This window comes from Devosia sp. Soil_C_22 (genome assembly GCF_057657195.1).
The window spans coordinates 1550235-1569864 of the sequence record NZ_JBDGIY010000001.1; the positions used below are offsets into that span (position 1 = coordinate 1550235).

The following is a 19630-nucleotide window of genomic DNA, read 5'->3' on the forward strand; positions in this document are numbered from 1 at the left end:
TGGGTGTAACCGGCGAACGCAGTGTTCAGCCCGGATGCAGCAGTCGGCTTCTCCCCCTTGGCGGGAGAGAAAGCGATTTCTTAGGTTTAGCCGTTTGGCTAAGCCTTAGAAATCGCAAGAGAGGGGGTTGTTGTGCGCACGAAAGTCCCGGAGCAAAACCGCAACTTCGCCAAGTCCCTGCGCGGCAACAGCACCGACGCCGAGCGAAAACTTTGGTCTCTGCTCCGCGGCGGCCGTCTCGCCGGCCTGAAGTTCAAGCGCCAGGTCCCCATCGACGGCTACATCCTCGATTTCGTCTGCTTCGAGCACAAGCTCATCGTCGAACTCGACGGCGGCCAGCACGCCGGCTCCGAAGCTGATCGCTTGCGCGATGCCCACTTCCGCACCGCCGGCTTCCGCACCATCCGCTTCTGGAACAACGACGTCCTGAGCAACATCGAAGGCATCTACGCCCGCCTCACCGCCATTGCCAATGGCGAGGCCCGTTGACCCCCTCTCTTGCGAAAACTAAGGACTTAGCTGCGCTAAGATCCAAGTTTTCGTTTTCTCCCCCGCCAAGGGGGAGAAGCCTTCCACAAACACCGAGTCTCGCAGCAACGCACCCTCTCCCCCTCGGCGGGGGAGACGCGAGACTTACGAGCGCCAGCGAGTTAGTCGCAGCAGAGAGGGGGTCGTGGAAGGCACGACAGCGCCACCTACCCCTTCTTCTCCCCCAGCACATTCGCCAGCTCCGGAATAAAATCCTTCACCACCGGCTGCTTCACCGCCGCGAACGGCAGGGGCCGTACCACCCGCATCGCCGCAATCCCGACGCGCACCGTCATCAACCCGTTGACCACGCCCTCGCCGAGCCGCGCCGACAGCTTTGCCGCGAGCCCCTGGCCGACCAGCTGCTCCACCACGCCGTCGGTCAGCACCAGCCCGCCGGTCACCGCCAGGTGCGCGAGGATCGCGCCGATCAGCCGCCACGTGCCCATGATACCCGGCCGCGCCCCATAGAGCCGGGCAATGTCGCCGCCCAGCCGCACGCTCTCGAAGATCACGAAGGCGATGTCGATCAGCGCCCGCGGCGACACCGTCGTCACCAGCGCCACCCGCCGCGCCGAAGCGGCCGTCAGCGCCCGCGCCCGCGCATCGAGCGGCGCCATCAGCAGCCGCTCGCTCAGCCGGATATGCTCGGCGCCATCGAACACGTGCCGCGCATTGCTCTCGAGCTCGTCGCGCCCGCGCGCCAGGTCCGGCCGTCGCGCATAGACATCGAGCAGCTCGCGCGAAATCGCCGCGCCGTCCTTGTTGAGGTCGCTCTCGAGCGTCGCCACCGCCCGCCGCCGCAGCCGGTCGAGCTGGCGCAGCCGCATCAGCGAGGCCACCTCGCGGATGACGATGGCGACCAGCGCCACCACCAGCACGACGAGAATGGCGATGCCCACCCAGCCCAGCCAGGGCTGCGTCGTGAACAGGTCGGCGATCAGCCGTTCCGCCGCCAGCCCCAGCGCCAGCGACACCAGCAGCCCGCCCGCGATCCACGCCACCCGCCCCAGCCAGCTCAGCAGCCGCGGCGGCCGCAACTCGGCCTCGACCACGTCCGCCTCGGTCAGCGGCTCGATCGCCTCGGGCAAAGCCGGCACCTGCGCCGCTTCGAACGCCCGCGGCTTCCGTGCTGCTTCCTCAGCTGCCGTACCGCCTGGCACCTCGCGTGCGAATGGCGCCTTCATTTCAGCCAATCCCCGATCAGGTAGTCGAGCGCCCGGTCGAAGCGGATATGCGGCAGCACCACGTTGCCCTCGGCGTTCTTTTCCAGCCGCTTGGGCGGCTCGAAGCGCAGGAAGTTGAGCCCCACCGGCCGCCCGTCCTCGAACAGCGCATCCGGGTGCGCCGGCAGGTCGCCGGGGAACAGCGCGATCTCGGTCGCCCCGTCATAGCGCGTGCCGTCCAGCACCTCGCCGGCCTCGGGCGTCCCCACGATCACCTCGTGCTTGCCGCCATCCTCGATCACGCTTTCCCGCGTCGCCCGCACCGAGGCGATGGCCATCGATTTCGTCTCCGCCCCGGCAAAGCGCGCCTTGCGCGCTGCATCGGCCACCAGCCGGTTCATCACCGCTTCGAGCCGGTCATGGCTGGACGAGTGGATATGATCCGCCTTGGTCGCCGCGAACAGGATTCGGTCGATCCGCCGCGCCACCAGCCGGGTCAGCACGTTGTTATCCCCCTGCCGGAAGCACTGGAGTATATCTGTCAGCGCCGTCTCGAGATCGGCCACCGCCGCCGGCCCGGCATTCAGCGCCCGCAGCGTATCGACCAGCACGACCTGCCGGTCGAGCCGGGCAAAATGGTCGCGAAAGAATGGCCGCACCACGATCGCCTTGTAGGCCTCGTAGCGCCGCTCGAGCATGGCGTAGAGCGAGCTGGAGCGCACGGGCGCATGCGGCGCCGGCAGCGGCGCGAAGGTGAGGGCAGGGCTGCCCTCGAGGTCGCCCGGCATCAGGAAGCGCCCCGGCGGCAGCGTGCTCATCGCCCGCCCATCCTCACGGCTGCGCCTGAGATACTCGGTGAACGCCGCCGCCAGCCGCTCGGCATCGGCGTCCGAGGCCTCTTTCAGCGGATCGGTCTGTTGGATTTCGTTAATGAACGGTTCAGCTTCGGCCCTGGTATGGGTCAGCGATGCTCGCCCAATCGCCTGCGCGCTCCACTCGGCATAGCTTAGCGACAGCAGCGGCAGGTCGAGCAGCCACTCGCCCGGATAGTCGACAATGTCGAGATTGAGCACCGTCGGCCCGAACATGCCGGACACGAAGCGCTTCGACTGAAACTTAAGACTGAGCCGCAACTGGCTGATTCGACGCGTCGATTCCGGCCAGTGCGGATCCTTCCCGGTCAGCGCCGCGAGGTGCTGCTCGTAGGCAAAGCGCGGCACCCCCGCATCCGGGCTCTCGGCCAGCCGCGCCCCGATGAACCGCCCCTCGGTCAGCGCCGCAAACCCCGGCAGCCGCCCGCCAGTCAGCAGGTTATGGATCAGCGCGGTGATAAAAACCGTTTTGCCGGAACGACTTAACCCGGTCACCCCAAGCCGCAGCGTCGGCGTGAACGGCGCCGTCGCTGCATCGGCGAGGTTGGAGAGCGCGATGCCGAGCTCGTCCGTAACGGTGGTAGGGCGCGTCGCCAAGCCGGGTCTCCTATCTCGCCCTATGTTGCCAGCGGCGGGGCTTTTTTCAAGCATGGCAGGCGCTTAGCTAATCGTTGCCGCATGGTCATGTCGTCGTCATCCAGCTGTGACGCGCGCTTCCTACAGTTTGGAATGGCTCTAAGGATTGAGGGCCTCCCCATACCATCGAGGAGCATTCCAATGAACGACCAGACCCCGATTTTCCGGACGTCGCAGCTCGAGGCGGCCGACGGCGAGCCGCGGAATCTCAGCAATAACAAGACCATGGGTGAAATCATCAGCGCCCGTTTCTCGCGCCGCGATTTCCTGCGCGGGTCGCTGGCCGTGTCCGCCATCGCCGCGACCGTGAGCCCGCTGGCGCTCCTCACCGCCGAGGATGCCAAGGCCCAGGGCACCGGTTCGGCCTTCTCGTTCAAGGAAGTCGAGGCTGGCATCGACCAGACCCACCACGTGGCCGAAGGCTATGACGCCGATATCCTGCTGCGCTGGGGCGACGCCGTCCTCGCCGACGCTCCCGAGTTCGATCCCGCCGCGCAGACCGCCGAAGCCCAGTCCAGGCAGTTCGGCTACAATAACGACTATGTCGGCTACATCCCCCTCGACGGCTCGAGCCAGCACGGCCTGCTGGTGGTCAACCACGAATACACCAACCCGCACCTGATGTTCCCCGGTCTCGTCACCCTCACTGCCGGCGAGATCGAGCAGGGCCCGCTCAGCAAGGAGCAGGTCGATGTCGAGATGGCAGCCCATGGCGGCTCCATCGTCGAAATCCGGAAGGTCGACGGCAAGTGGGCCGTGGTCAAGGACGGCGCGCTCAACCGCCGCATCACCGCCAACACGGAGATGCAGATCGCCGGTCCGGCCGCCGGCCACGACCGTCTCAAGACCAATGCCGACGCCACCGGCACCAGGGTGTTCGGCACCATCAACAACTGCGCTGGTGGCGTGACCCCCTGGGGCACCTACATCATGGCCGAAGAGAACGTGCACGGTTACTTCGACGGTGCCCTGCCGGAAGGGCACCCGGAGGCAGCCAATTACGAGCGTTTCGGCGTGCCGGACGCGTCCTACGAGTGGGCCAGGCACTACGACCGCTTCGATATCTCCAAGGAGCCGAACGAGCCCAACCGCTTCGGCTGGATCGTCGAGGTCGACGTGCAGGATCCCACCTCGGTCCCCAAGAAGCGCACCGCTCTTGGCCGCTTCCGCCACGAAGGCGCGGAGTCGATCGTCAACAAGGATGGTCGCGTGGTCTTCTACCTCGGCGACGACCAGGCCTTCGACTACGTCTACAAGTTCGTCACCGCCGGCACGTTCAACCCCAACGATCGCGCCGCCAACATGGACCTGCTCGACGACGGCACGCTCTACGTCGCCAGGTTCTCCGAGGATGGCGCGATGGAGTGGCTGCCGGTCGTGTTTGGCGAGGGCCCGCTGACCGCCGAGAACGGCTTCAACAGCCAGGCCGACGTACTGATCGAAACTCGCCGTGCCGGCGACCTGCTCGGCGCCACCAAGATGGATCGTCCCGAGGACATCCAGCCCAATGGCGTCAACGGCAAGGTCTACGTGATGCTGACCAACAACAACTCGCGCAAGGAGGCCGATGCGGCCAACCCGCGCGCCAAGAACGCCTTCGGCCACATCATCGAGATCGCCGAAACCGACGGCGATTTTGCCGCCACCACCGGCAAGTGGGAAATCCTGCTCAAGTGCGGCGACCCGGCGGTTGCCGAAGTCGGCGCCACCTTCTCGACCGACACCACGGTCAACGGCTGGTTCGGCATGCCGGACAACTGCGCCGTCGACTCGATGGGCCGCCTGTGGGTCTCCACCGACGGCAACAGCCCCAAGGGCACCGGCCGTACCGATGGCCTGTGGGCAGTCGATACCGAAGGCGCCGCGCGCGCGACCTCGAAGCTGTTCTTCCGCGTGCCGGTCGGCGCCGAAATGTGCGGCCCGTTGTTCACGCCGGACGACGAGACGGCGTTCGTCGCCGTGCAGCATCCGGCCGATGGCGGCGATGACTGGGAAGGCTTCGGCCGCGCCTCGTACTACGAGGACCTGTCGACCCGCTGGCCCGACTTCGACGACGCCATGCCGGTCCGCCCGTCCGTGGTCGTGATCACCAGGCAGGGCGGCGGCAAGATCGCGGTCTGACGTTGACACTGGAGCCGGCGTCGGCCGACTCCACCGGACTTCGCGAGGGGGCGGACGCAACTGCGACCCGCCCCCTCGCATCTCACTGCCCGATCTGCTCCACCTCGTACGGCGTCGTCTGGTAGATCTCGTTGATCCAGTTCTGGAACAGCAGGTGCGCATGGCTGCGCCACCGGTTCTCCGGCACCGCCGACGTATCCCCGTTGGGATAGAGGTTGGTCGGCGGCGCCGTCTCCAGCCCCGCCTTCACGTCGCGCTCGTACTCGTCCGCCAGCGAGCGGTTGTCGTATTCGAGGTGGTTGAGCATGTAGAGCGCACGCCGCGCCCTGTCGGCCAGCATGCACACCCCGATCTCGTCATTGTCGATCAGCACGTCGAGGTCCGGCCCGAGGCTCGCCTTGTCGATGTCGTTATACCGGCTCACGGGGATCATCGGGCTGTCCGAGAACCCGCGCAGCCACGGCGTCGGCCCGCCCACCAGCTTGTGCCGGAACACGCCGAACGCCTTGTGCTCCATGCGGAAGCGGCGCGCCTTGTGGAAATGGTGCAGCGCCGCTTGCGCGCCCCAGCAGATAAACATCGTCTGGTGCACGTTGGTCTCGGTCCACGCCATGATCTCCAGCATTTCGGACCAGTAGCGCACCTCCTCGAACGGGATATGCGCGATCGGCGCGCCGGTGACGATGAAGCCGTCGAACTTGCGCTCCTTCACCTCGGCCCAGGTCGAGTAGAACGTCTTGAGATAGTCCTCCGACGTGTGCTTGCTCTGATGCTCGGTGATGCGCACCAGCGTCATGTCGATCTGCAGCGGCGTCGAGCCGATCAGGCGCGCGAACTGCGTCTCGGTACGCTGCTTGTTGGGCATCAGGTTGAGCAGGCCGATCTGCAGCGGCCGGATGTCCTGGCGCGCCGCGCGGGTCGAATCCATCACCACGACGCCCTCTTGTTCGAGCGTTTCGCGGGCAGGCAGGTGGTCGGGAATGCGAATGGGCATGGCAGCCTCGAAAAATGGGAATGCGAACGGGTGAGCGGAAGCGGCGCCGATAAGACCGGCGCTATCGCATTCGCTGGCCGATCGCCCCCGCGACGAGGTCGAGGAATTCGTCGCCGTCGCGCACCGTCGCGAGGTCCGATGCCTCGACCGTATAGCCGAAATTGTCCGCCAGCTGCTGGTAGCGCGGCAGCCGATCGGTCAGCAGCGCCTCGAACCCCCAGGCCCCGAATGCGTCCGGATCGACACTCTCGTCCTTGTCGATCCCGTTCAGCGCCTTGAACTCCGCCCACTTCTGCACGAGGAAGGGCGGCTGGTAATACATCGGCTTGGGGCTCGACGTGAACCGCCGGACCAGCTCGGCCGTGTCCGCTGCGGTCCCGCGGATATAGAGCAGCAGCGTGCTGCCGGTCAGCGCCTCGATCACCGGATCCTCGGCGTTGCTCGGATCGATGACCTCGATCAGCGAGCCGCCCGTATCGGCGATGAAGTTGGAATAGTCGTAGAGCCGCGCGGCCCGCTCGATGAAATAGGGCACGTCCCGCAGCGCCGCGATCTCGGCCACCCGGTGCTGCTCCTGCCGGCGCTGGTATTCGTCGAGCGCCAGCCCGCCCTTCTTCGTGTTCCCCGGCCGGCCCAGATAGGTCGAGAGCGGATCGAGGTTCGAGAACGTGATGTTGCTCTCGATCTTGATCGAGTCCGAACGCAAGAGGTCGCGCAGGAACGGCAGCTTCATGGCCTCGGCCTTGAAGTTGTCGACGATATACTCGCCCATGTAGCGCGTGCCGATGCGGTAGTCGGCCGAGTAGTGGAACCACTGGTGCTTGCGCAACAGCGACGCCAGCCAGGTCTTGCCGACGCCGGCCATGCCGAACACCGTCACCGCATGACGCGGCGCGTTCAGAAATTCCTCTGGCGTCGAAAACAGCATGTGACGAGAAAATCCGGTGAGCCGCAGGCATTTAGACGATGCCGGGGCAGGGGACAAGGGCAGGGGGCAATGCCGCGGAACGGACAGCCCGCGCACCGCCCTCTTAGTCGTCATCCGCGGGCTTGACCCGCGGACCCATGGACGGGCCGTAGCCATGCATGGGTGCCCGGGTCAAGCCCGGGGGTTACGGCGGCTGTGGTGGTCACCAGCGTATCCCACCCACGGTGTCACCCCAGCGAAAGCTGGGGTCCACCTCACAGCCCGCGCTGGCGGAGAGATGGATCCCTGCTTTCGCAGGGATGACAGCCGGTGCGTGGGGCACCAACCGTGTACACAACCATGATGTCACCCCGGCGCAGGCCGGGGCCCATTCCGAGATGTCTCGGCTCTCCCGCCACCCGCATCCTCCCACCGAACCCGCGCCCAACGCCCGGCAAATCCTGCCGCCCAAGCCGGACTCTTTTGCCCCATTCCCGCCTCATCCGTTACCGGCCAGGAAGAAACGCAAGCAAAATCAACACCATCCCACTCTGGCATCACCCTTGCATCGTCTGTGCCGAACCGGCGTGTCTCGCGCGCAAATGGGGTTATGGAGACAAAATGGGCATCTACGGCGCTCTTTCCACCGCAGTTACCGGGCTTCGCGCCCAGTCCTTCGCGCTCGAGAACATCTCGGGCAACATCGCCAACAGCCAGACCACCGGCTTCAAGCGCATCGATACCGACTTCGTGGATATGATCCCCGACGCCGCCCAGCGCCGTCAGACGGCGGGGTCGGTGCTGGCCTATTCGCGCTCGACCAACAATCTGCAGGGCGACATCAAGGGCACGACGACCGAAACCAACATGGCCATCAACGGCAATGGCTTCTTCGTCGTCGAGCCGGCCATCGGCATGTCGGATGGGGATACCCTGTTCGCCGGCTCCAACTACTACACGCGCCGCGGCGACTTCGAGCTCGACAAGAACGGCTACATCGTCAACGGCTCGGGCTACTATCTCAAGGGCCTGCCGATCGACCCCGCCACCGGCAATACGTCCGGCTCGGCACCGCAGGTCCTGCGCGTCTCGGGCGCCTTCCTGCCGGCCCAGCCGACGACCCGCATCAACTACGAGCTGAACCTGCCGCAGCTGCCCAAGACCACGGCCTACCAGGACGCGCTGACGCCCGGCAGCGAGCTGCTCGATGCCCGTGACTTCCTCAACCTGACGGCCGATACGCCCGCCACGGCCACCGGTGCGACCGTGACCGGCTCCAATCCGTCCTCCACCATCGCGGCCGACGGCGATACGCTGACCATCGAAGTGAACGGTGCGCCCGTGGACTTCACCTTCACCGACACCGGTGGCACCAGCCTGACCACCATCGACATCAACGACCCCACCACCAACACCATTTCCGGCATGCTCGCTCATATCCAGAGCCAGCTACCGGCCGGCACCACGATCGGGCTCGTCGGCGGCGTCATCACCGTCGGTGCTGCCGACGACGATGACGTGATCAGCATTGCCGATGGCACCACGGGTTCGGGCGGCGCCGGCTTCGGCCTTGCCGATGGCGACTACGATCCCACCGTCTCCGATGCCTATGCCCTGACTCAGCGCGTCAACACCATCAGTGCCGACGATTCCAAGGACTTCATCGCCCAGTCGATCTCGGGCGGTGCCATCACCGTCTATTCCGACAATGGCGCCCCGGCGAGCGTGCAGATGCGCTGGGCCAAGGTCAACTCGACCGCCAATGGTGGCGCCGAGCGCTGGAATCTGTTCGTCCTCACCAACGCTTCGGCCACCGGCACGGGCGACGCCTGGACCCGGGTCGGCAACGACTTCACCTTCGGCACCGACGGCGCACCAAACCCGCCGATCGAGTACACCGAACTCAACGACCTCAACGTCAACGGCGTCGACATCGGCAACATCCGGCTGCAATACGGCACTGGCGGCCTGACCCAGTTTGCCGACCCGAACGGCCGCGCCGAGGTGACCACGCAGACCCAGAACGGCTACGCCGCCGGCGAGTTCGTCTCCGCCTCGGTGAACGACAACGGCCGGGTTGTCGTGTCCTACACCAACGGCCAGCAGATCGAAGTCGCCGAGGTGGTCACCGCCACCTTCAACGCCGTGAATGCGCTCAAGCGCATGGATGGCGGCGTGTTCGCGGCCACCTCGGAATCGGGCGAGCCGCTGCTCGGCACCGACGGCGTCATCGGTTCGGCGGTCGAGGCCTCCAACACCGATATCTCCGAGGAGTTCACCAAGCTCATCGTCACCCAGCAGGCCTACGCGGCCGGCACCCGCATCGTCTCTGCGGCCGACCAGATGCTGCAGGAATCTCTGAACATGATCCGCTGAGGCGGACACTGAACCTGGCTGGCGCGGGCTTCTCGCGCCGGTCATCCCGCACTCGGAGCGTCGGAGCAGGTTAGGACATGGGGCTTTCCGTTACCCTCAGCAATGCGCTCTCCGGCATGAAGGTGGGCCAGAGCGCGCTCGACACGCTCTCCAACAACGTCGCCAATGCCGGCACGCCCGGCTATCACCGTCGCTCGCTCAGCGTCATCGACGCGCTCGGCGTCAACTCGACCTATGCCCGCGAGGGCGAGCTCACCCGCGCCTTCAACCTCAGTCTGCAGGCCCACTATACCCGCGCCACCGCCGAGTCCGGCTTCTCGAGCGTCAAGGCCGGCTACCTCGATCGCGTGCAGACCCTGTTCGGCAAGCCCGGCACCACCGGTTCGATCGACAGCGCCTATACCGCATTCGAGAGCGCGCTCGCGGCGGCCGCCACCAGTCCTGATACCTATGCCAGCCGCGCCGAGCTCATCTCCAAGGCGCAGGCGCTTGCCGGCACGCTCAACCGGCTGACCGGCGACATCCAGTCGCTGCGTCAGGAGATCGAGGCTCAGCTCTCCAACAGCGTTGACGGCATCAACAACCAGCTGCAGTCGCTCGAGCGGATCAACAACCGCCTCGCCGACCAGGGTATAGATCCCACCTCGCGTGCTACCCTGATGGATCAGCGCGATCGTCTCGTCGAGGGCCTGTCGCAGCAGATGGACCTGCGCGTCAGCTATCGCGGCGACGGCACCGTGGCGCTGATGACCCGCTCGGGCGTCGGCATCCTCGACGTCAAGGCTTCGGTCTTCCAGTATCAGAGTGCCGGCGCCCTGTCGGCCGCCTCCCGCTTCAGCCCCGACGATGCGCTGAGCGGCGTGGGCAAGCTCAAGCTGATGACGCCCGCCGGGCTGGAGATCGATCTCGTCAAGCAGAACGTCCTCTCCTCGGGCGAGCTCGCCGGCCTGATCGAGCTGCGCGACAAGTCGCTGGTCGAGGCGCAGGACCAGCTCGACGAGATCGCTTCGTCGCTGGCGCTGGCCATGTCCACCAACGTGACCCAGGGCACGCAGGTGACGGCCGGCCCGGCCAACGGCTACGAGGTCGACATCGGGGGGATCCGTAACGGCAACGAGCTGAGCTTCACCTACGTGCAGGGCGGCGGCCAGAAGACCGTCCGCGTGCTGCGCGTCGATGACACCAGCAAGCTGCCGATGGACTATGTCGATGCCAACGGCGCCCGCGTCATCGGCCTCGATTTCTCGGACGGCCCCGCCTCGGTCGCGGCGCAGCTGCAGCAGAAGTTGGGCGGCAATCTCGTCGTCGGTAATCCTGCGGGCTCGACCCTGCGCATCATGGACGATGGCGCCGCCGGCACCACCGACATGCTGTCGCTTTCGACCCGCACCACGTCCACCGGTCCGCAGGATGGAGGCCTCGGGCTGTCGCTCTTCGTCGACAGCAACAATGCCGACTATACCAACTACCTCGACGGTGTTGGCCAGAAGCTCGGCTTTGCCGGCCGCATCAGCATCAATCAGGATTTGCTGACCGACAACAAGCTGCTCGTCCAGTACATCTCGACCACTCCGCTCGGCGACCAGGATCGCCTCAACCGGCTGATCGACAATCTCGATGACCTGCGCTTTGCCGGCGGCAAGGGCGTCAGCGGCTCGCAGGCAAGCTTCCGTCTTGGCGGCACCGTTGCCGACATGATCTCGCAGACGCTCAACTTCCAGGGCAATGCCGCCGCCACCGCGATCGCCGACGCCGACACCCAGGAGCTGACGCTCGACGCGCTCAATCAGCGGCTCGACGCCGAGTATGGCGTCGACGTCGACGAGGAGATGGCGCGCCTCATGGAACTGCAGAATGCCTTTGCCGCCAATGCGCGGGTGATGTCGGTCGTCCAGGAGTTGATGGACGCCGTGATGCAACTCTTCTAGGGGCACTAGCTCATGACCACGGTCAGCAAGACGATGTTCCCGCTCGCCAACGGCATCAGGAACATCACCGCCATGAAGGAGCGCTACGACAAGCTTCAGCTCCAGATGGCGACCGGCGAGAAGGCTTCGAACCTCGCCGAGATGGGTTCGACCCGCTATTTCGACCTGGCTTTGCGCCAGCGCATGTCGCGCATCGAGGGCTACAAGGACACCATCTCCACGGTGAACCTGCGCCTCGAGGTGCTGGATTCCACGCTGACCCGTCTCGACGCCATCGAGAGCGACGCGCGCGCCGCGGCACTCTCGGGCGGCGGCGGTACCTCCGGCATCAACTTCCAGACCGCGCCGACCCTCGCTATGTCCCGCCTCGACGAGGTGCTGACGCTGCTCAATACCGATATCGCCGGTCGCTACATGTTCGGCGGCAACCTCACCGACCAGAAGCCCGTGGCCCTGCCGTCCGAGGTGATGAACGGAGTAGGGGGCCGCGCCGGCTTCAAGCAGGTCGCCGGTGAGCGCAAGCTCGCCGATCTCGGCGCCGATCATCAGGGCCGGCTCGACATCACCGCTGTGGCCGACACCGTCACGCTGGCCGAGGAGAACACCGTCTTCGGCATGAAGCTCTCGGGCATCACCACCACCTCGTCCAATATCTCGGTCACCGCACCGACCGGCGCGCCGCAATCGTTGACCGTGCAGTTCGGCGCGACCCTCCCCGTCGCCGGCGACAAGGTGCAGCTGAGCTTCACCTTGCCCGACGGTACCGAGGAGCAGATCACCCTCGTCGCCACCACCGGCACGGCCGGGCCCGGCGAGTTCCAGATCGGCGCCGACGCCGACACGACCGCCGCCAACTTCGCCGCCGCACTCGGTGGCTCGGTCAAGCAGCTCGCCGAAACCTCCATGGTCTCGGCCTCCGCCTATGCCGCCGCCGAGAACTTCTTCAACGGCCAGGGCCAGCCGGTGCAGCGGGTCGACGGCCCGCCCTTCGACAGCGCCACCGGCTATGTCGCCGGCACCTCGGCCAATACAGTGCTATGGTACCGGGGCGAGGACAGCGCCGACCCGCGCAACACCGTCACCGCCCGCGTCGGGGAGGGCACCACCGTCGGCTATGGCGTCCAGGCCAACGAGATGGGCTTGGTCGACCTCGTTCGTTCGCTCGCGGCTCTCGCCGTGCAGGATTTCCCCGACGCCGACCCGACCTCGGAGCAGCGCTACACCGCCGTCATGTCGCGCCAGGCCGAGCGCCTCGCCGATACCCGCGACAACAATGCCGGATCCCTCGCCGCCATCTCGGTAGAACTGGGGCTGGCGCTCTCGACCACCGGCGCCGTCGGCGAGCGTCACACCGCGCACTCGGCCCAGCTCGGCAACATGCTCGAGCAGATCGAGGAGGCGCCGACCGAGCAGATCGCCATGGAGCTGCTGGCGCTGAAGACCCGCCTCGAGGCGAGCTACCAGACCACCTCGCTGCTCAGCCAGCTCTCTTTGGTGAACTACCTGCGTTAGCCTGGCAGAAGTTCATGGACTACGAACGACAAAACCCGCGCCAAGCGCGGGTTTTTCCCATACCAACTTGCCGTTTTCGGCCTAAGGCTGCCCGCGCAGCCCCATCGCCAGCTCGCGGTTTATATTTATCAATACTGTGAGCTTGCCTGCCGCCGGCTCCGCTTGGATGGTCATCGTGTGCTTCATCACGAACAGTCCCAGGTTCGCGATATTCTCGCGCAACCCCTTGGGCAGCTGGCTTTCCTCACCCGTCACCGAGCCCAGGAACACCGTCCACAGCTTGCGGTTGAAGGCCAGGGCAGGGCCGAGTTCATGCAGCTCGTTGTCCCAATCGTCCCGGATTCGCTGGAGCTGGCCGGCAGCACGGGAAAGCAGGTTGGCTTCGAGAAGACGCGGATTGATCGTCTGCCTGCCTACCTGCTGGTAGGCTAGCGCCGCATTATTTTGCATTTGCCAGAAGTTCCTGCTCGTACTGGATCAGCTTTTTTGCAGCCTTGAGTGCCTTGTACAGATTGCCGGTTAATATCTCGTTATTGATTTCGTCAACAATGCGAACCGTTGATGGCGCCGCCGTGACGATCTCGTTGACAAGGCCGAAATAATCATTGGTGAGTCGCTGCACGTCCTCATGGATGTACATCAGCTGTACCGCGAAATAGATCCGCTTGGCCGGGCTGTCGGCAGTATCCAGCGTGAGGATATCTTTCTCGCGCAGGATCGGCGCCTTGCCGTCGATGAACAGGCGCGTGCGCTGGTCCGAGTTGGTGATGACGCAATTGCCGACGATCAGCTTCTCGCCCGGCTTCAGCTCGACCTTGAGGGACATTATGCGTACTCACCCGTGATTCCGTGGCGAGCATAGTGCATGCCGTCCCTAACCAAAACGCTACCGGCAGCGCATCGCTGCGGGCATGAAAAAGGCGGGCCGAAGCCCGCCTTTCCGCATTTCGTCATGATCGCCGGTCTTAGAACAGGCGCAGCACGGCCTGGTCGGACTGCGAGGCCATCGACAGCGCCGTCGAAGACAGCTGCTGCCGGGTCTGCAGGGCGAGCAGGTTCGCCGCTTCCTCGTTCGTGTCGGCGAGCGTCAGGTTCGCCGCACCGGTCTCGAGGGTGTTGATCATCTTGTTGGTGAAGTCCTGGCGGTTCTGCACGATCGACAGGTTGGAACCGAAGGACGACGACAGCGAACGGAGCTGGCCGAGCGCATCCGAGAGCGTTGCGAGACGGGCGTCGATGGCGGCGTCGCTATCGAAGTCGGTATCGGTCGCGGAGGTGATGCCCAGCGTGCCGTTGTTCACCGAGGTGGCGTCGCCGTCGGCATCCTTGGCCTGGATGTCGATGGTCGAGGTGCCGGTTTCGTTGAAGGTCAGCTTCAGCTTGTCGCCGCGCAGCAGGTTGATGCCGTTGAACGAGGCGTCGTCGGCGAACTTGTCCAGCTGATCGCGCAGGTCGTTGAACTGCTTGGTCAGGTTCTTGCGGACAGTGTTGCCGCCCACGGTCGAGCCGCTCGAGGTGCCATCGGTGGCACCCGAGGTCGAAACGCCGCCGACGGTCAGTTCGTCCGAGGACAGGTTCTGAATGCGCAGCTTGCCGCTGTCATTCGAAGCCAGCACCTTGCCGGCCAGAGCGTCGGTGTTGTTGATCTCCGAGACGAGTTCGTCGGTCGTCTTGGCGACGGCCGCGCTGGCGTCGAAGTCGAGCACGGCGGCGCCACCCGTGGTGGTGCCTTCGGCAACGGTAATGGTCGCACCGGCCAGGCTGGTCAGCTTGATGCTGCCGTTGACGTTCGAGGCGACGATACCGTTGCCGGCCGTCTCGGTAGCCGCATTGATCTTGGTGACGATGTCGTCGACGGTATCGTCTTCCTCGAGCGTGATGTCGGCGGTGGCCGTGGTGCCGTCGGTGATGGTGAACTGCTTGCCGTCATCGGCATTGGCCACGGGCGAGACCGCGGCGCCGGTCACGGCTTCGCTCTTGACCAGCGAAACGTCGACGGCGGTGGAGCCGACGGAACCGTCCGAGAAGGAGATATTGCCGGAGGTTACGGTGTCGGTGACAGTGTAGGACTCGGTCTTGAACGACTTGTCCTGGCGCGCCTGACGCAGGGTCGACTGCATCGACTCGACGGTTTTGGTGATCGAGCTCAGGCCATTGTCGGCAGCTTCGATGGTCTTGATACCGCTGGACATGGAGTCGAGCAGGTTGGCCATGTCGCCGGCACGGCTGTTCAGCGAGGCGGCGGTGAAGAAATTGGTCGGGTTATCGAGCGCCGAGTTCACCTTGAGGCCAGTCGCCAGACGCTCCTGCGTCTTGGCCATGTTGGCAGCGGTGGACTGCAGGCTCAGCAGGTTCGAGCGAACTGCCTTTGACAGATTGACATCAGCCATTTCGATAGGCCCTTTCTGGGTCCGTTACTCAGTTACTAACGCCGTCTCTCCTGAGACGTGCCGGGATCATCGCCGCGAGAGTCGAAAGAAGTCTTAAGTTCGATTTGGCGTTTGAACTTTCCGTGAGCGCTCGAAAACACGGTTAATGCTGAGTTTACTCTGGGCCGAAACGAAAAAGGCGGGCCGAGGCCCGCCTTTCCGTATTCACGGTGATCGCTGCTCTTAGAACAGGCGCAGCACGGCCTGGTCGGCCTGCGAGGCCATCGACAGTGCCGTGGAGCTGAGCTGCTGGCGGGTCTGCAGGGCGAGCAGGTTGGCCGCTTCCTCGTTGGTGTCGGCGAGGGTCAGGTTCGCCGCACCGGTCTCCAGCGTGTTGATCATCTTCTTGGTGAAGTCGGTACGGTTCTCGACGATCGACAGGTTCGAGCCGAAGGACGACGCCAGCGAGCGGAGCGAGAGCAGGGCGCTCGCCAGCACGTCGAGCTTCTCGTCGATCGTCGCGTCGCTGTCGAAATCGGCGTCCTCGACGAAGTCGATGCCCAGGCTGCCATTGTTGACCGAGATCGGATCGCCGTCCTCGTTCTTGGCCTGGATGTCGATGGTCGACGAACCGGTCTCGTTGAAGGTCAGCTTCAGCTTGTCGCCGCGCAGCAGGTTGATGCCGTTGAACGAGGCGTCGTCGGCGAACTTGTCCAGCTGGTCGCGCAGGTCGTTGAACTGCGTGACGAGGTTGCGGCGTACCGTGTTGCCGCGCACCTCGCCCACGTTCGTCGAGGTGCCGTCGGTTGCACCCGAAGCGCTGACGCCATCGACATTGAGGTTCGAGGTCGAGAGGTTCTCGATGCGCAGCTTGCCGCTGTCGTTGGAGGCGCGGATGCGATCCTTCAGCGTGGCGGTATTGTTGATCTCGGCAACGAGCTCGTCGGTCGTCTTGGCGGTCGCCGCGCTGGCGCCGAAGCCGAGCACGGCGGCGCCACCCGTGGTGGTGCCCTCGGCGACGGTGATGGTCGAACCGGCCAGGCTGGTCAGCCGGATGCTGCCGTTGACGTTCGAGGCGACGATGCCGTTGCCGGCCGTCTCGGTAGCCGCGTTGATCTTGGTGACGATGTCGTCGACGGTATCGTCTTCATCGAGCGTGATGTCGGCGGTGGCCGTCGTGCCATCGGTGATGGTGAACTGCTTGCCGTCGTCGGCGTTGGCCACGGGCGAGATGGCGCCGGCGGTATTGGCAGTGCTCTTGACCAGCGAGACGTCCACCGCGGTGTCGCCGACCGAGCCGCCCGAGAAGGAAATGTTGCCCGAGGTTACGGTGTCGGTGACAGTGTAGGACTCGGTCTTGAACGACTTGTCCTGGCGGGCCTGACGCAGCGAGGACTGCATCGATTCCACCGTCTTCACGATCGAGCTCAGGCCATTGTCGGCGGCTTCGATCGTCTTGATGCCGTTGGACATCGAGTCCAGCAGGTTGGCCATGTCGCCCGCGCGGCTGTTCAGCGAGGCGGCCGTGAAGAAGTTGGTGGGGTTATCGAGCGCGGTGTTCACCTTGAGGCCAGTCGCCAGACGCTCCTGCGTCTTGGCCATCTGAGCGGCGGTGGACTGAAGGCTCAAGAGGTTCGAGCGAACCGCCTTGGACAGATTGATATCCGGCATTGGTGAATTCCTTCTGGCTATAACGCATCTCGTTCTGAGATTGGGCTGATGGTAGCCAAGGCCGGCTTAGGATTGGTTAACGAGATGCTGCCCGGTGCAGTTAATTTTCTGACTACGAGCGTCGATGGTATCGATGTACGTCGTTGAAATTAAATAGGTAATCGACTGGCAGGCAAAACCTGCCCGGCACCGGCAAAGCTTGCCGGATAGGGTTTTCGCTGCGGCGGGTAAGGAATCGCTGGCTATACGCGGCGGTCCGTCAGGGCCAGCGAACCCTGGGCGGGCAGGGCGGCGCGCCGGAGCTTTCGGGCCTGCTCGCGCTTGGCCTCGGCGGGTGTCTCATGCGTGCTCGAAAGCAGCGCTGCCGCGAAGGTGGACGTCGCCGAGATCGGATCGGCTTCCGGCTGGAGCGGTGCCCGGGGCAACTCGCTCTCGGGACCGAGGGGGAGAGACGCCGCGGCTTTGGCGCGCACACGCGCTGCCGCCCTGCGGGACCGCTGGTCCCCCACGGTAGCCAATCCGGTGCTGATCGGTTCGGGCGCTATCCTGGCGCGCATCCCGCATCCCCTTGCCAACACTGGCGAAGATGCCCGTCGCACCCTTGCCCGGCGCTTGCTGCGCTCGGGACAGTTTGAGGCAAATGCCGGGCGGCTAGAGCGCCCGGTTCACCGAGACGCCACTCGCCACCGGCGTCTTCGCGCCGCCCAGCGCGCCATCCGCGCCGTAGGTCTTGAGCCGCGCCCTGGCTGCGACCGTCGAAGCGAAATCGGTCAACAGATCCTCGGTAACGGCGCGGGCCGTGGCGATGACCTTGAGGTTCTCGGCCATCTGTGTCGCCAGTGTCTCGTGACCGGCCAGCAGTTGCTCGACCAGTTCGGGTGCTTCGGCCTTCAGCCGCTTGGCCTGGCGCTGCACCGAACGGGCGAGGCTCATATAGTCCTGTGCCAGCCGGGTCTTCTCGGCGGTGAGCTCGCCGGCCGCTTTGGGCTTGCCGCTGCGCAGCAGCACGGTTTCCTCGTTCATCACCACGACCAGCCGCTGCAGCGTGTCGAGGGCGCTCGAGCAGAGCTCGGCGGCGGGAATGGCATCGATGGCGGCGAGCCGTTCGGCGGCATTGGACATTTTACATCGCTCCTCGTGATGCGGTCGCGTTCTGGGCGGCCTCCTGGGCCGCGATGAGGTCGGGCAGCAGCGCTTCGGCAAGGCCGATGCCGCCGCCCTGGGCAATCGAGTTGGCCATCTGTTCGGCCTGCATGCCGCGCCAGGTCTCCTCGGCAAAACCGCCGCCTTCCGAGCTGTTTTCGCTCTTCAGCGAGGCGAACATTTCCTTCAACAGGGTGTTGAGGAAAATGCCCTCAAGGTCTTCGGCCTGCTGGTGAAGCTGGAGCATCTTGGCCGGGCTGATCGATGCCGCGGGAGTGGCTGAGGCGACGGGGGCGAAGCCGGACATCACAGCACCTCGATCTCGGCCTGCAGCGCCCCGGCGGCCTTGATGGCCTGTAGGATCGCGATCAGGTCGCGCGGCGCGATGCCCAGCGCGTTGAGCCCGTCGACCAGTTCCTGCAGGCTGACGGACTCGTTGACCATGGCGAGGTTGCTGCCGGCCGAGTCGACATTGATCTCGGTGCGGGGCTCGACCGCCGTCTGCCCGAGGCTCAACGGGTTGGGCTGCACGACCGTCGGGCTCTCGGCGATGGTCACCGTGAGGTTGGATTGCGCCACCGCGACGGTGGAGACGCGGACATCCTTGCCCATGACGATGATGCCGGAATTCTCGTCGATGACGATCTTGGCCGGCAGGTCGGTTTCGACCACGAGCTGCTCGATATCGGTCAACAGGTCGACGATGTTGCCGTTGAAGTTGCGCGGCAGGTTGAGCCGGATCGTCGCCGGATCCTCGGGCGTAGCGCACGGGATACCGATGAAATCGTTGATGGCGAGGGCCACCCGCCGCGAGGTGGTCAGGTCCGGGTTGCGCAGCGCCAGCCGCAGGGTGCGCTGCGCGCCGAGCACGAAGCCGATCTCGCGTTCGATCAGCGCACCCGAGGAAATGCGGCCGGTGGTCGGCACGCCGGAGACGATCGAGGCCGCGTCGCCTTGGGCCGAAAACCCGTTGATCGTCACCGAACCCTGCGCGATGGCGTAGGCCTCGCCGTCGGCGCCGAGCAACGGGGTCACCAGCAGCGTGCCGCCCTGCAGGCTCTTGGCATCGCCGATGGCGGCGACGCTGACATCGAGCCGGGAGCCCTGGGTGGCGAAGGGCGGCAGGTTGGCGGTCACCATGACGGCGGCGACGTTGGCCGTCCGCATGTTCTCGCCGCGGGTGTTGACGCCCAGCCGCTCGAGCATGGCCTGCAGGCTCTGCTTGGTGAAGGGCGAGTTGTTGAGCCCGTCGCCGGTGCCGTTGAGGCCGACCACGAGGCCATAGCCGACCAGTTGGTTGTCGCGCACACCCTCGATATTGACGATGTCCTTGATGCGCGCTGCGGCGGCATAAGCCGGCGTCGTCGCCGGCTGCAGCATCAGCACGGCAGCGACGAGGCCGAACAG

17 protein-coding genes are annotated in these 19630 nt (G+C 65.3%); 5 read left to right on the forward strand and 12 right to left on the reverse strand.

Going from position 1 to position 19630, the window contains the following annotated elements; translation table 11 throughout:
* Positions 1 to 132 precede the first annotated feature (132 nt).
* Positions 133 to 489: an endonuclease domain-containing protein gene (locus AC3A6I_RS07425; protein ID WP_487543045.1), complete on the forward strand. Its 357-nt coding sequence runs from the start codon at positions 133 to 135 to the stop codon at positions 487 to 489.
* Between the two features lie 206 nt (positions 490 to 695).
* Here AC3A6I_RS07425 and AC3A6I_RS07430 read toward each other — a convergent pair whose 3' ends face one another.
* Positions 696 to 1715 (reverse strand): YcjF family protein, encoded by a 1020-nt coding sequence (locus AC3A6I_RS07430; protein ID WP_487543046.1) that lies wholly within the window; start codon positions 1713 to 1715, stop codon positions 696 to 698.
* A complete protein-coding gene (locus AC3A6I_RS07435) occupies positions 1712 to 3163 on the reverse strand; it encodes a YcjX family GTP-binding protein (protein WP_487543047.1) in 1452 nt (483 codons plus the stop codon). The genes AC3A6I_RS07430 and AC3A6I_RS07435 overlap by 4 nt, the downstream gene beginning before the upstream one ends.
* Before the next feature lie 180 nt (positions 3164 to 3343).
* Here AC3A6I_RS07435 and AC3A6I_RS07440 point away from each other — a divergent pair, with 180 nt between their 5' ends.
* Complete coding sequence (locus tag AC3A6I_RS07440) at positions 3344 to 5323, forward strand: PhoX family protein (protein WP_487543048.1); 1980 nt, start codon at positions 3344 to 3346, stop codon at positions 5321 to 5323.
* Positions 5324 to 5405: 82 nt separating this feature from the next.
* Here AC3A6I_RS07440 and AC3A6I_RS07445 read toward each other — a convergent pair whose 3' ends face one another.
* Together AC3A6I_RS07445 and AC3A6I_RS07450 are read right to left on the reverse strand one after the other, a co-directional pair.
* Positions 5406 to 6317, reverse strand: coding sequence for a homoserine O-succinyltransferase (locus AC3A6I_RS07445; protein WP_487543049.1), 912 nt, complete (start codon positions 6315 to 6317; stop codon positions 5406 to 5408).
* A 61-nt stretch (positions 6318 to 6378) separates the two neighbouring features.
* Positions 6379 to 7245, reverse strand: a complete 867-nt coding sequence (locus AC3A6I_RS07450; protein ID WP_487543050.1) for an ATPase — start codon at positions 7243 to 7245, stop codon at positions 6379 to 6381.
* Positions 7246 to 7845: 600 nt separating this feature from the next.
* Between AC3A6I_RS07450 and AC3A6I_RS07455 the strand changes: the two genes are divergently transcribed.
* The 3 genes from AC3A6I_RS07455 to AC3A6I_RS07465 all read left to right on the forward strand — a co-directional run bounded on the left by AC3A6I_RS07455 (position 7846) and on the right by AC3A6I_RS07465 (position 13040).
* The gene (locus AC3A6I_RS07455; protein ID WP_487543051.1) at positions 7846 to 9600 is read left to right on the forward strand and encodes a flagellar hook protein FlgE; all 1755 of its coding nucleotides are present in this window, start codon (positions 7846 to 7848) and stop codon (positions 9598 to 9600) included.
* Positions 9601 to 9677: 77 nt separating this feature from the next.
* Positions 9678 to 11528: a flagellar hook-associated protein FlgK gene (flgK, locus tag AC3A6I_RS07460; RefSeq protein WP_487543052.1), complete on the forward strand. Its 1851-nt coding sequence runs from the start codon at positions 9678 to 9680 to the stop codon at positions 11526 to 11528.
* 12 nt (positions 11529 to 11540) lie between these two features.
* Positions 11541 to 13040, forward strand: coding sequence for a hypothetical protein (locus AC3A6I_RS07465; RefSeq protein WP_487543053.1), 1500 nt, complete (start codon positions 11541 to 11543; stop codon positions 13038 to 13040).
* A gap of 81 nt (positions 13041 to 13121) precedes the next feature.
* On the opposite strand, the gene flaF is transcribed toward AC3A6I_RS07465, so the two are convergent.
* From flaF to AC3A6I_RS07505, 8 genes are all read right to left on the reverse strand, one after another.
* Positions 13122 to 13490, reverse strand: coding sequence for a flagellar biosynthesis regulator FlaF (flaF, locus tag AC3A6I_RS07470; RefSeq protein ID WP_487543054.1), 369 nt, complete (start codon positions 13488 to 13490; stop codon positions 13122 to 13124).
* Positions 13480 to 13866 carry a flagellar biosynthesis repressor FlbT gene (flbT, locus tag AC3A6I_RS07475; protein WP_487543055.1) on the reverse strand — a complete coding sequence of 129 codons (387 nt, stop codon included), beginning with the start codon at positions 13864 to 13866 and terminating at the stop codon, positions 13480 to 13482. Before flbT ends, flaF begins: the two co-directional genes overlap by 11 nt.
* 139 nt (positions 13867 to 14005) lie before the next feature.
* On the reverse strand, positions 14006 to 15430 hold the full coding sequence (locus AC3A6I_RS07480; protein ID WP_487543056.1) for a flagellin N-terminal helical domain-containing protein: 1425 nt from the start codon (positions 15428 to 15430) through the stop codon (positions 14006 to 14008).
* 222 nt (positions 15431 to 15652) lie between these two features.
* Positions 15653 to 17080 (reverse strand): flagellin N-terminal helical domain-containing protein, encoded by a 1428-nt coding sequence (locus tag AC3A6I_RS07485; protein ID WP_487543057.1) that lies wholly within the window; start codon positions 17078 to 17080, stop codon positions 15653 to 15655.
* 242 nt (positions 17081 to 17322) lie between these two features.
* Positions 17323 to 17505, reverse strand: coding sequence for a hypothetical protein (locus AC3A6I_RS07490; RefSeq protein WP_487543058.1), 183 nt, complete (start codon positions 17503 to 17505; stop codon positions 17323 to 17325).
* Between the two features lie 226 nt (positions 17506 to 17731).
* Complete coding sequence (locus AC3A6I_RS07495) at positions 17732 to 18202, reverse strand: hypothetical protein (protein ID WP_487543059.1); 471 nt, start codon at positions 18200 to 18202, stop codon at positions 17732 to 17734.
* A gap of 1 nt (position 18203) precedes the next feature.
* Positions 18204 to 18530, reverse strand: coding sequence for a rod-binding protein (locus tag AC3A6I_RS07500; RefSeq protein ID WP_487543060.1), 327 nt, complete (start codon positions 18528 to 18530; stop codon positions 18204 to 18206).
* Positions 18530 to 19603: a flagellar basal body P-ring protein FlgI gene (locus tag AC3A6I_RS07505; protein ID WP_487545000.1), complete on the reverse strand. Its 1074-nt coding sequence runs from the start codon at positions 19601 to 19603 to the stop codon at positions 18530 to 18532. The genes AC3A6I_RS07500 and AC3A6I_RS07505 overlap by 1 nt, the downstream gene beginning before the upstream one ends.
* Positions 19604 to 19630 lie beyond the last annotated feature (27 nt).